This is a genomic window from Streptomyces sp. Inha503 (genome assembly GCF_047215865.1).
GTDB lineage: Bacteria > Actinomycetota > Actinomycetes > Streptomycetales > Streptomycetaceae > Streptomyces > Streptomyces lycopersici.
The window spans coordinates 1,211,306-1,223,313 of record NZ_CP178360.1; the positions used below are offsets into that span (position 1 = coordinate 1,211,306).

10 protein-coding genes are annotated in these 12,008 nt (G+C 71.2%); 4 read left to right on the forward strand and 6 right to left on the reverse strand.

Features of this window, described 5'->3' with window-relative positions; translation table 11 throughout:
* Nucleotide 1 precedes the first annotated feature (1 nt).
* The 4 genes from ACJX2R_RS05330 to ACJX2R_RS05345 all read right to left on the reverse strand — a co-directional run bounded on the left by ACJX2R_RS05330 (nt 2) and on the right by ACJX2R_RS05345 (nt 4,915).
* A complete protein-coding gene (locus ACJX2R_RS05330; protein ID WP_413099018.1) occupies nt 2–2,284 on the reverse strand; it encodes an NHLP family bacteriocin export ABC transporter peptidase/permease/ATPase subunit in 2,283 nt (760 codons plus the stop codon).
* Nucleotides 2,281–3,087, reverse strand: coding sequence for an HlyD family efflux transporter periplasmic adaptor subunit (locus ACJX2R_RS05335; protein WP_413099019.1), 807 nt, complete (start codon nt 3,085–3,087; stop codon nt 2,281–2,283). The genes ACJX2R_RS05330 and ACJX2R_RS05335 overlap by 4 nt, the downstream gene beginning before the upstream one ends.
* A gap of 128 nt (nt 3,088–3,215) precedes the next feature.
* Nucleotides 3,216–3,434, reverse strand: coding sequence for a type A2 lantipeptide (locus ACJX2R_RS05340; protein WP_198275467.1), 219 nt, complete (start codon nt 3,432–3,434; stop codon nt 3,216–3,218).
* Between the two features lie 461 nt (nt 3,435–3,895).
* Nucleotides 3,896–4,915 carry a glutathione S-transferase family protein gene (locus tag ACJX2R_RS05345; protein WP_413099020.1) on the reverse strand — a complete coding sequence of 340 codons (1,020 nt, stop codon included), beginning with the start codon at nt 4,913–4,915 and terminating at the stop codon, nt 3,896–3,898.
* Nucleotides 4,916–5,085: 170 nt separating this feature from the next.
* On the opposite strand from ACJX2R_RS05345, the gene ACJX2R_RS05350 reads away from it, so the two are divergent.
* The gene (locus tag ACJX2R_RS05350) at nt 5,086–6,096 is read left to right on the forward strand and encodes a DMT family transporter (RefSeq protein ID WP_413099021.1); all 1,011 of its coding nucleotides are present in this window, start codon (nt 5,086–5,088) and stop codon (nt 6,094–6,096) included.
* A gap of 179 nt (nt 6,097–6,275) precedes the next feature.
* Here the strand turns inward: ACJX2R_RS05350 and ACJX2R_RS05355 are convergent, their stop codons facing one another.
* The gene (locus ACJX2R_RS05355; RefSeq protein WP_413099022.1) at nt 6,276–7,919 is read right to left on the reverse strand and encodes a helix-turn-helix domain-containing protein; all 1,644 of its coding nucleotides are present in this window, start codon (nt 7,917–7,919) and stop codon (nt 6,276–6,278) included.
* Between the two features lie 242 nt (nt 7,920–8,161).
* On the opposite strand from ACJX2R_RS05355, the gene ACJX2R_RS05360 reads away from it, so the two are divergent.
* The gene (locus ACJX2R_RS05360; protein WP_413099023.1) at nt 8,162–8,647 is read left to right on the forward strand and encodes a hypothetical protein; all 486 of its coding nucleotides are present in this window, start codon (nt 8,162–8,164) and stop codon (nt 8,645–8,647) included.
* Between the two features lie 66 nt (nt 8,648–8,713).
* Here the strand turns inward: ACJX2R_RS05360 and ACJX2R_RS05365 are convergent, their stop codons facing one another.
* Entirely contained in the window at nt 8,714–9,322 is a 609-nt protein-coding gene (locus ACJX2R_RS05365) for a TetR/AcrR family transcriptional regulator (RefSeq protein WP_413099024.1), read from the reverse strand.
* 173 nt (nt 9,323–9,495) lie between these two features.
* Between ACJX2R_RS05365 and ACJX2R_RS05370 the strand changes: the two genes are divergently transcribed.
* Both ACJX2R_RS05370 and ACJX2R_RS05375 read left to right on the forward strand, forming a co-directional pair.
* The gene (locus tag ACJX2R_RS05370) at nt 9,496–10,719 is read left to right on the forward strand and encodes a cytochrome P450 (RefSeq protein ID WP_413099025.1); all 1,224 of its coding nucleotides are present in this window, start codon (nt 9,496–9,498) and stop codon (nt 10,717–10,719) included.
* Nucleotides 10,720–10,849: 130 nt separating this feature from the next.
* Nucleotides 10,850–11,992, forward strand: coding sequence for an amidase domain-containing protein (locus ACJX2R_RS05375; RefSeq protein ID WP_413099026.1), 1,143 nt, complete (start codon nt 10,850–10,852; stop codon nt 11,990–11,992).
* Nucleotides 11,993–12,008 lie beyond the last annotated feature (16 nt).

Here is a 12,008-nt window from a genome sequence, read left to right on the forward strand (position 1 = left end):
GTCAGTGCTCCTTCATCAGCTCGGCGTACGGGCCCGAAGCGGCGGCGAGGTCCTCGTGCCGGCCACGTTCGACGACCGTGCCGCGGTTCAGGACGAGGATCTCGTCGCTGTCCCGCACGGTGCTGAGCCGGTGGGCGATCACCACACAGGCACAGCCGCGGCGGCGCAGGTTGTCCATGACGAGCTGCTCGGTCCGCGCGTCCAGGGCGCTGGTGACCTCGTCGAGCACCAGCACGCTGGGGCGGCGCACCAGGGCGCGGGCGATCTCCAGCCGCTGCCGCTGGCCACCGGAGAAGTTGCGGCCGTCCTGCTCCACCCGGCAGTGGATCCCCTCCGGGCGCCGTGCGATCACGTCGTCGTAGAGCGCGGCGTCCCGCAGGGCCTCCACCACCGCCTCGTCCGGGATCGACGGGTCCCACAGCGCCACGTTGTCCCGCACGGTCCCCTCGAAGAGGAAGATCTCCTGGTCGACGAAGGAGACGGAGGCGGCCAGGGCGCCGCGGGGGATGTCCTCCAGGCGCTGTCCGTCGATGCGGATAACCCCCTCCCAGGGGGTGTAGAGGCCGGAGACGAGCCGGGAGACGGTGGACTTGCCACTGCCGGAGGCGCCGACCAGCGCCACCTGACGGCCGGGCCCGACGAACAGCGAGAAGTCGCGCAGCAGCGGCTCGTCCAGCGGGTTGTAGCCGAAGGTGATGTTCTCCAGGGTCACCTGCCCGGTCAGCCGGCGGGTGTCCTCGCGCGGCTCGTCGCGGGTGTAGAGGGAGTCCACCGGGAAGTTCTCCACGTCCTTGAGCCGGGCCACGTCGGCGGAGAAGTCCTGGATGCGCCCGGCCACCCCGTTGAGCCGGGTGATGGGCGCGGTGAAGCGGGTCACCAGCGCCTGGAAGGCCACCAGCAGACCGATGGAGATATGGCCGTCCACGGCCCGCAGCCCGCCGATCCAGAGGATGAGGGCGCTGTTGAGCGTGGCGAGGGTGGGGGCGACCACGGCCAGTACGGAGCTGGGCACGCCGAGGCGCTGCTGCTCCTCCAGGGTGATGGCGTGCTGACCGGCCCAGCGGCGGAAGTAGCCCGCCTCACCGCCGGTGGCCTTCACCGTCTCGATGAGCTGGAGACCGGTGTACGAGGTGGTGGTCAGCCGCGCGGTGTCGGCCCGCAGCTTCTGGGTCCTGGTGGCCCGCAGCCGCACCACCACCCGTATCGCCACCACGTTGAGCAGCGCCAACCCGACGCCTACGCCGGTGAGTTGAGGATCGTAGGTCCACAGCAGCATGGCGTAGAGCACCACGACGACCCCGTCGACGGCCGCGGCGGCCAGATCGCGGGCGAGCGTCTCGGCCACGGTGTCGTTGGAGCGCAGCCGCTGGACCAGGTCGGCCGGGCTGCGCTGGGCGAAGAAGGTGACGGGCAGCCGCAGCAGATGGCGCAGGAACCGCGCGCTGCTGAGGGTGGAGGAGATGATGCGCCCGCGCAGGAGGTTCGCCTGCTGGACGCCGGTCAGTACGGCGGTGAGGACCACCGCCACGGCCATGGACGCGAACAGCGGCTGGAGCGTCGAGTCCTGGCCCGCGATCAGGAAGGTGTCGATGAAGGTGCGGCTGAGCGCCGGGACCGCGGCCCCCACCGCCACCAGCAAGAGGCTGGCCAGCAGCGATGCGAGCAGGGTGCCGGTGGTGCCGCGCATCCGCGGGGGCAGGGCGCCCAGCACCCCGGGGCGGCGCCCGCCCCGGCGGAAGGACTCCTCGGGCTCGAAGACCAGGACCACACCGGTGAAGCTGGTGTCGAACTCCTCGATGGGAACGAAGCGGCGCCCCTTGTCGGGGTCGTTGATGTGGACGCCGCGCTTGCCGAACCGCCGCCCCATGCCGTCGTAGACGACGTAGTGGTTGAACTCCCAGAACAGGATGGCCGGGGCCTGGACCTCCACGAGGGCATCGGGCTCCATCTGCATGCCCTTGGCGCGCAGACCGTAGCTGCGGGCGGCCTTGAGCAGATTGCTGGCGCGCGAGCCGTCCCGGGAGACACCGCAGGCGATCCGCAGCTCCTCCAGCGGCACATGGCGCCCGTAGTGTCCGAGCACCATGGCGAGCGACGCCGCACCGCACTCCAGGGCCTCCATCTGGAGCACGGTGGGAGTGCGTACGGTACGGCGCCGGGGCTTCCTCGGCCCGGCGCCGCCGCGCGGGGCGCGCCGCCGTCCGCGGGCCGGCTGGGGGCGGCGCGCCCCGCTGCTTCCTGCGGGTGCGGGCCGGGGCGGTCCGGCCTCGTTCGTCGCGGTCACGGGAGCAGCCAATCGATGGGGTGCTGGGCGTCCAGGTGGACGGTGCCGTCGGTGAGGGTCATGGAGCCGAGGGCGAACGGCGGGCCTTTCGGGGACGACCAGCTGTACCCGGAGCGGGTGCCGCGCTCGCGGTCGAGGCGTACCTGGACGGCGACCGGCGGGCCGTGCTTGGAGAACTCCTCGCCCAGTTGCTCACTGCCGAGGTAGGAGCCGATCTGCTGGCTGGACTGGGCGGTCCGGCCGACGGCCCGCACCTCGCCGCGGAGCACACCGTAGGTCTGTGTGGGCGCGGACTGCACGCTGAGGTCGACCGACGCGCCCACCCGTACCGAGGCCGCCCGGTCCGCGGGGACGTACAGGGTCGCGACCAGGGGGTCGTCGGAGTGGCGGACCCGTTCCACGGAGGCCACGTTCGCACCGGTGTTCAGCACGGAGCCGATCGAGGCGGAGAGGGTGGTGAGCCGGCCGGCGGCGATGGTGCGCACGACGGTGGTGCCACGGGTGGTGCGGACCTTCAGCAGCGGCGCGCCCGCCGGGAGGGTGCTGCCCTCCTGTGCGAGGACGGAGGTCACCTGGCCGGCGATCGGGCTCTGTAGCACATAGCTGCCCTGGCCGTGGGTGAGGATCCCGGTGGCGTCGAGGGTGTTGGACACGGTGCCCGTGACGGCCCATACGGCGGCCCCGGCCATGACCACCACCGTGACCGCCAGCGCCAGCCATCCCTGGGGACGGGCGTAGCGCACCGGCAGGTCGATGTCCTCTGCCGACTGTGCCTTGGAGAGGGCCTGCTGGCGGAACTGCACGAGAGTCTTTCCTCAACCGCGAAGGAGTGATCGAAAACCGCGAAGGGAGTGATCAAAAAGGGCGCCGTGGACCGCCGAGTGCCCCGGACCAGGCAGGCCCGGGGCACAGGGAAGGCGGTGTGTCAGCCTCAGAGGCTGCCGACGACCCCACCGACGATGCCGGTGGTGTTCAGGCCGGTGACACCGTCAACCGTGCCGGTAACGGTGCCGAGAGCGCCGGTCACCGGGCCGGTGACGGTGTCCACGGTGCCGAGGACGTCGCCCACCGGGTTGCCGATCCCGCCGGCCACGTTGTCCAGTTCGGCGTCGGAGATCTCCTGGGTGGCGACCTTGGGCGCGTTGTTCATTGTTGCGTCTCCCTTGGGTGACTGTCTCATTGAGCTTGCAACAGCGCATGGGTGCCGAGGGGAATCGGCTCCCGCGGCATGGTCACGAGGCTCCGGAAGGAACCGGGGATCCGTGGATGCCGAGCGCGGAATGGGATGTAATCACGGGGCTCGCCACGCTGCGAATCAGCCAAGTCCGGAACCGGGCATTCCGCCACTTTCCGATCACACCACAGGCACAAGTGCGCACCCCACCGGCGCCGTTCCCTCACAGAAAGGTCACCGAACTCACCGGGCGGCGCGCCCCTTGTGCGAGGTGACGCGCGTCATGTCGGGCCTGCCCGCCACGGCCGGGGCCAAGGTGCCGCCCGGGTCGTGGCGTACACATGGGATGTGTGTAACAGGTGTGCCGATCACTTGAAGACCGGGCGAACGAAGCGACATGCGGCGCTGGGCGGCACGGGAATGCGACATGTGCGACTTCAAGCCACCCGGCCCTCCTCCGGCACCGCCTCGCCGTCCGGCACCGGCCCGGGTGCGGTGCCGTCGCCGAACGGTCGCCCGCCCAGCTCCTCCCGGTGATGCGGCGTCAGCCACCCGGAGCGGTCGGGGCCGAGCGGAACGATGCGGCGGGGGTTGATGTCGGTGTGCACCTGGTAGTAGTGGCGCTTGATGTGGTCGAAGTCGACGGTGTCCCCGAAACCCGGCGTCTGGAAGAGATCACGGACATACCCCCACAGCACCGGGTCCTCGCTGAGCTTGTTGCGGTTGCACTTGAAGTGGCCGTGGTACACGGCGTCGAATCGGACCAGCGTGGTGAACAGCCGGATGTCGGCCTCGGTGATGGTGTCGCCGACCAGGTAGCGCCGCGTGGCCAGCCGCTCGGACAGCTCGTCGAGGCGGGCGAAGAGCCGCCGGTACGCGTCGTCATAGGCGTGCTGGTGCTCGGCGAAGCCCGCGCGGTACACACCGTTGTTCACATCGCGGTAGATGCCCTCCGCCACGTCGTCGATCTCGTCGCGGTGCTCCTCGGGGTACAGATCAGGCGCGCCCTCGCGATGGAGGGCGGTCCACTCGGTGGCGAGGTCCAGGGTGATCCGGTGGTAGTCGTTGGTGACCAGTCGGCCACTGGGGACGTCCACCACCGCGGGCACGCTCACCCCGCCCGGATAGCCCGTCTCGCGGGCGTCGTACGCCTCGCTGAGGAACCCGATGCCCAGCACCGGGTCCCGGTCCCCCGGGTCCAGGGTGAAGCGCCAGCTGCGCTCGTCCTGGATGGGGTCGGTGACGGCCAGCGAGAGGACCGGCTCCAGGCCGAGCAGCCGCCGTGAGACCAGCGCGCGGCTCGCCCAGGGGCAGGCCCGGCTGACCACCAGCCGATAGCGCCCGGCCTCCACCGGCCAGCCGTCCCGGCCGTCGGCGGTGATCCGGTCGGCGAAGTGCGGTGCGGAGCGGCGGAACTCCTTGCGCTCGCGGGGTGTCTCCTGGTCAGCGGTGTTCAACGGGACCACCTACCACCTTCCGAAGTACCACGGGTGACATCTACCCGGTTCCACATCTCGGGAAGGGGTATTCCTCACGGAACGGACAGGGTGGCGATACGGAACCGGTGGCGGCGGGGCGGCGCACCAGCGTTCAAGACCGGAGGCGAGACCACGGGCAGGGTCGGGGCATGCCTGAAGACAAGGGATGGAAGAGCCCGTACCTCCTGCTCACGGTCACCATGCTGCTGTGGGGCAGCGCCTTCTCCAGCTCCAAGTCGGTGGTGGCCCAGCTGCCGCACACCGTGGCGGCGCTGCTGCGCTTCGGTGGCGGGGCGGTCGCCCTGCTGGCGGCGGTGGCGGTCTTCGGCAAACCGGCGGCCACCCCGGGTGCGGCCACCCCGGTTGTGACCAGCTCGGCTGCGACCACCCCGGCTTCCGCGCGTGGCGGCGGGCGGCGCGCGGCGCTCGCGGGCGTCCTGGGGGTCTTCGCCTACAACGGCTTCTTCTTCTGGGGGCTGTCGCTGGCGCCCTCGCTCGACGCGGGCATCGTCATCCCCGTCCTCAGCCCGGTGCTGACCAGCGCCTTCCTCCTGGTCACCGGCCGTGAGCGGGCCTCCGGGGGGCGGCTGGCGGGGCTCGCCCTCGGGCTCGCCGGGGCGGTGGTGTTCTTCTTCGGCGCGGGCGGCAGCGCACACGGCGGCACCACGCGGCTCTCGGGCGATCTGCTGTATCTGCTCAGCGCGGTGTGCTGGGCCGCGTACACACTCATCGGGCCCCGGGTGCTGGCCGGGATCGACCCGTTGCGCGCCACGACGTACGCGACGTGTGCGGGGGCGGTGCTGCTTGGAGTGCTCGCCGCGCCCGACCTCGGCGAGGTGCGCTGGGACGGGCTGCCGGCCGGCCTCTGGCTGAACGTGGTGTTCCTCGCCATCGGCCCGGCCGCCGTGGCCAATCTCCTGTACTACCGGGGAGTGGGGACGGTTGGTCCCGCGTCCGCGTCCTTGATGATGTTCATGGTCCCGGTGGTCAACACCGTGTGCGCCATGGCCTTCCTGGGCGAGTCCTTCGGCGGTCTCCAGGCCCTTGGCGCCCTGGTGCTGCTGTCGGGCGCGGTGCTCGCCGTCACTCGGGGACGTGTACCGGCACGTCCCCGAGCGCGCACCGCACCCACCGCGGGAAAGAAGCCCTCGGAGCTGTGAGCACCGTACGGCGCCGGGCTGCATCACTCCCCTCGTGGTGATACAGACCGCCCGCCACGCTGGGAGGCCGGGCTTCGTTTCCCGCGCGGTGCGGCACGAGCGACGCTAAAGCCGATCACGCGGGCGGGCAACGGTGCACGGTGCGCATCGCCCGCCCGCGACATGTGCACGGTGCGCAGTCAGTCCACCGGGTGGAGCCCGGTGATGTGCAGAGCGTGCACCAGGTCGTGGATTCCGGAGCGGGTGGTGAGCAGATCCCGGCTGAGCAGGTGTTCGGCGGCCCGCAGATGCGCCCTGACGGTGTTCCGGCTGAGACCGAGATGGCGGGCGGTCCGCTGGGCGTCGGTGTTCGCGTCGATCCAGGCGCGCAGGGTCGTGCGCAGATCGCGGCCACGGGTGTCCTGGAGCGGGCGGAGGAACTCCCGCGCCCAGGCGCGGGCGGGCTCGGTGCGGAACAGCTCCTCCAGGGTGGGCACCGGCCGCCCGCCCTGGGCTCCGAGGCCGCCCGCGGAGCCGGAGCCGCCCTCCGGGCCGAACCCGCCCTCGGAGCCGAGGCCGCCGTCCGGCTGCCCTCCGGTCAGACAGAAGGCCAGGTCGAGGGCGGCCCGGGTGCGTACCTCGCCCAGGTCCAGGCCGAGGGTGGCCTCCACCCGGCCGAGGTGGTGGGACACGGTGTTGCGGCTGATGTCCAGCAGCCGGGCCACCGCGGACCGGGGAAAGGTGACGGCAAGCCGGGTGATGTCCAGGGTGGCTCTCGGGGTGGACCCCAGTGGCCGCAGCAGTGCGCGGGCCCAGCTGCCCGCCTCCGTACGGGGCAGCAGGGGCACCAGCGGTGTCCGGCCGAGGTACGCGGCCATTCGCTCGGGCGTATGGCGCGCCGCGGCCAGGGCGTGCAGGGCCTGCCCGTACGCCTCGGCCGTGGCGCCGAGCGGATACGGGCTGCTGATGCCCAGCGCGTAGAGCGGGTTGTCCCGCACCAGACGGCGCAGCACCGCGCCCTGGCCGGGTGCCGTCCCGGGGTCGTCGGCGAAGTCATGGGGGTCGGTGTCGGGATCGCCGTCGAACCGGCCACCGGACTCGTCGGCGGGCTCGTCGTCGGATCCGTCGGCGGCCCCGTCCGCGGCTCCGTCGGCGACGAGACAAATGAGGTGCTCCTTGAAGGCCGGGCAGTGCACCATCAGGCCGGTGCCGTGATAGCCCGAGCCGTCCTGGTAGGTCTGCGCCAGCCGGTCCCGGTCCTCCGGCGGGCAGTGCAGCAGATAGACGCGCAGCCGTGCGGCGTCCAGCAGCGCGGGGACGGCGCCGGTGGTCATCCGGCGGGCCAGGGTGAGATCTCCCGCCAGCAGTGCGCTGAAGACGGCGAACCTCAGCTGCCGCGCCTTGTGCTGATAGCCGCGGAAGGTGGTGTCCGCGTCCTGCGCCCGGTCCAGGAGCGCGATGAGACTCCCGGCGTGCGAGACCAGCGACGCCGCTTCGCGGGTGGGCGCCGCGGTGCCCGCCACCACCAGCACGGGGCGTGGCGCGTGCGGGCCGAGCGCCTCCAGTCGCACCTGAAGGGCGCCGCTCTCGGTGACCGCCGCGGCCATCTGCCCGCCGGACAGCCGTGCCAGCGTCGGTTCGAGCGAGGGCAGGATCTGCCGTGGGAAGCGCGCGGTGGAGGTCTCGACCGCGCCCGCGCCGCCGACCAGCGCGACATCGGCGCCGATCTGACGGCCCAGCCAGTCGAGCACCGGCCGCGGATCCGCCCCGACCCCCCGGCTCATCTGTCGCCGCACCTCGTGCAGCAGCTCGTCCAGCCGCCCGGTGTGGGCCCGTGCCTCCACAGCCGTACTCCTCCTCACCCCCCGCGCCGCGTCGTCCCGCGCGGACCGATCGGCGATCCACGCTCCGACGTACCTTATTGACCGGTACACGGGACCTCGGACAGTGCCGTACGTATCAGGCCCCGGTTTCGAGGGGCGGGTCTGACCGATCGGGGGATGTCCGCGCAGGCCAGGGCGGTGCATGGGGGCGTGGCGGGGCCTGTTAGGTTGACGTGCTCACTTGTACGGGGAAAGGAATTCACGTGCGCAAGGCAGTGCACATGGCGGTCGCTTCGGTCATTGTCGGCCTTGTCGTCAGCGGCTGCGGAGGCGGCGACGACGGGAAGAAGGAATCGAAGCCGAGCGGCGGAGCCACCAAGGCCACTCGGGCCGCCCAGCAGTCGCCGAGCTCCGGCCCGTCGGCGCGGGGCACGATCATGGAGCGTTCGACGGGGTCCTGGAAGTCCATCGTGGCGGCGAAGTCCGCCGACGACCTGGAGACCCTCACCGTCGCGGACGGCAAGGTCACGGCGAAGGGCCCGAAGCTCGACTGCACCGGCACGCTCAAGCCCGGCCAGAAGGGCGGCGAGGACGAGCCCTCCCTGACCCTGTCGTGCAAGGGCGGCAGCGACGGAGGGCGGGGCCAGGGCACGGTCGGAATGAAGGGCGACGACGCCCTGGCGATCAACTGGAAGGGCCCCGAGGGCGGCTTCGGCGGCCCCGTCGACAGCTTCCGCAGGGTGGGCTGACCTCCAGGAGACATCAAGGTTCAGCCGCTTGACGCAGCGCCACGCGGGAATGGCTCGGGGCCGGATTCAGGCCACCGAGCGGAACAGGCCCTCCAGCGCCATCGCCACCTGGTCGGTGGAGAGCGGGTCGGCGACACCGCCCGCCGGGTAGATGCCCCGGTCCAGTTTGATGCCGCGTGTCATCGCGCCGAGCAGCGCGGCCAGTTCGGTGCCCCGCAGGGCGGGCTGGTGGCCCGCCCGGTCGAACAGGCCGTCCAGCATGGTGCCGATCCGGCGGCTGAACCGCCTCTCATGGTCCACCAGCGCGACGGCGGCGTCGCCGTCCCGGAGCGCCATCAGCCGGAATTCCAGGTGGATGAAGACCCAGCGGGTGTCCAGGTGCTCACCGTTGAAGATCTCGGCGAAGGTCCGGGCGAGCTGGGGTGCCAGGTCCCGCTCGGTGTCCATCTCGTCGATCCGCTCCCCGATGTAGTCGGCGGTGCGGTCGCCGTGCCGCCGGAAGACATCGAGGAAGAGCTTCAGCTTGCTGTCGTAGTTGGAGTAGAAGGCCCCGGTGGTCTTGCCCGCGCACTGGCAGATGTAGCCGATCGACGCCCCGTGGAAGCCGCGTTCGGCGAACGCCCGCTCCGCGCCGACGATCAGCGCTTCCACGGTCTTTGACCGCTGCGGCGGCATCGGTGTGCCCCTCTCCCCCAGCTGTTCGGAAACCTGGCCAGATCCGTACGGTAGCCGATCTGTCCCCCTGTTCAGTAGGGAACCCTATCGGTAGCGTTCCCTATCGAAGCCCGAGGCTGACGGCTCCGGGACGCTCGCCCGGGACAGTTCGAGGATCACGAAGGAGAGCCATCGTGAACGCTCCGATGCCCACGACCCATGACGACCTGCGAGACCTCCACGACCTCCCTTCGTATCCGAAAGAGCGGGACGACTACATCAACCCGGCACGCGCGCTGCTCACCGGGCCGCCGATCAGCCCGCTGAGGTTCGCGGGCGGCAGCACCGGCTGGCTGGTGACGGGGTATCACGAGGCGCGGGAGGTGCTGCGGGACGCCCGGTTCAGCGCCGAGCGCTGGCGGGGCGACGACGCGATGCGGCCGGTCCCCGAGTCGGTCCGCAGGGATCGGAGCAGCGGGGCGGGGTCGTTCCTGGCCATGGACGCGCCGCGGCACGGCCACTACCGGGGGCAGCTCACGCGGTACTTCACGGTGCGCCGGATGCGGGAGCTGGAGGCCCGTATCGAGGACATCGTGGCCGACCAGCTGGACGCGTTGGAGGCGGCCGGCAAACCGGCCGATCTGGTGCGGCACTTCGCCCTGCCCATCCCCTCGCTGGTGATCTGCGAGATGCTCGGCGTGCCGTACGAGGAGCGGGAGCTCTTCCAGTCCGTCGCCGCACGGCTGCTCCGCCAGGACCGCACCGACGCGGAGTTCGTCGCCGGTAAGACCGAGCTCGACACCTTCCTGCGCACCCTGGTCGAGGCCAAGCGCAAGGATCCGAGGGACGATCTGATCTCCCTGCTGACCGCCGTCGACGAGCTCGACGACGAGGAGATCGGTGGCATCGCGGGGCTGCTGCTGATCGCCGGTCACGAGACCACCACCAATATGCTCAGCCTCGGCACCTTCGCCCTGCTGCGCGACCCCGAGCAGCTGGAGCGGCTGCGGGCCGACGAGTCGCTTCTGCCCCAGGCCGTCGAGGAGTTGCTGCGCTACCTGAGCATCGTCAACGCCTTCCCCGTCCGTATCGCGCTGGAGGACGTCGTCGTCGGCGGTGTCACCGTCACCGCGGGCCAGTCCGTGGCCGTCTCGGTCCCGGCGGCGAACCGGGACCCGGCGCTGGTGGACGACCCGGACACGCTCGACGTCGGACGCCCCCGCAGCAGCCACCTCGCCTTCGGCTACGGCATCCATCAGTGTCTGGGGCAACATCTGGCCAGGATCGAGCTGGTGGCGGGCTACCGCGGACTGCTCCGCCGGTTCCCGGGGCTGCGGCTCGCCGTGCCCCCGGAGGAGGTCCGGATGCGCAGCGACATGGTCATCTACGGAGCGCATGAACTGCCCGTCACCTGGTGACGGCGCCGGGCCGGATCGGGCCCGGCCTCCGCACGGCCGAAATCATCACATGAGCTCCACGGACGCGGAGTTCATGTGATGATTCGGTGACCCCGGCCGTCCGGTCCGGGGGTGTGGAGGGGAAATACACGTGAAGTCAACGACCTTCAGATCCGCCGTGGGGGCCGTGCTGACGGCGGCCCTGTCCGCCGTGGTCCTGCCCGCCTCCGCCGCGAGCGCGGCGGAGAGCCCGGCGGCGGCCGGCACCGTGGACACCGCGACCGCGCGGTCCTTCGGACGGCTGGCCGACGCGGTGCTGACCCAGCGCACGGCGGCTCTGCTGGACAACGACGAGCGGTCGGTTCGGCGCGCGGCCCCGCTCGCCGAGAAGAACGTCCGTCTGTCGGCCGGGCAGACCCGGACCGAGGACACCGCGCTGTCCACGCTGCACACCCGCAGGGCGCGGCTCGCGGCCCTGGGTGAGGCGTACACCTCCGCCGCCACCCGGGTGGCGGTGGACCGGATACGGGTCGAGGCCGGGCACGCCACGGTCCAGGCCACCGAGACCACGACGCTGACCTACAAGAAGATACGCGGCGACGAGCCCGCGACCACCGGCTTCCAGGCACACCACCAGTTGAGCTTCGCCGCCACGGCGGACGGGAAGTGGCAGCTGACCGGCCTCACCTCGGCCGACGACGGCCCGCTGGCGGTCAACGAGCCCGCCACGGCGCGGGTGGCGACGGCCCGGACGACGGCCCTGCCCGAGGCGAAGCCCGCCGCCATCTCCAAGCCGTCCCAGCCGCAGACGAAGCCCGCCGGAAGCTACGACTACGCGGCGATGGCCTCGTACGCGGAGAAGTACTGGCAGAACTACAACCCCGCCTACCGGAAGTTCAACGAGGCCGGCGGGGACTGCACCAACTTCGTGAGCCAGGCCCTGAAGGCGGGCGGCTGGGCCAACAAGTCCGGCGACGCCGAGGACTACCGCAGCTGGTGGTACGACACCTCGTACCAGTCGACGTCCTGGGTGGGCGCCAACGAGTGGTCCTGGTTCACCCTGGACGCCAAGCGGGCCACCAACCTGGCGAACGTCTACTACATGGGCGTCGGTGACGTCATGCAGATGGACTTCGACAAGGACGGGTCCAAGGACCACACCATGATCGTCACCTACCGGAGCTCCAGCGGGGTGCCGTACATGACCTACCACTCGGTGAACACCTACCGGAAGTCCGTGGCGAGCATCATCGCCTCGTACCCGAACTCGCTCTACTACGCCTACCGCACCTGAGGCGTCCCGCGCGCAC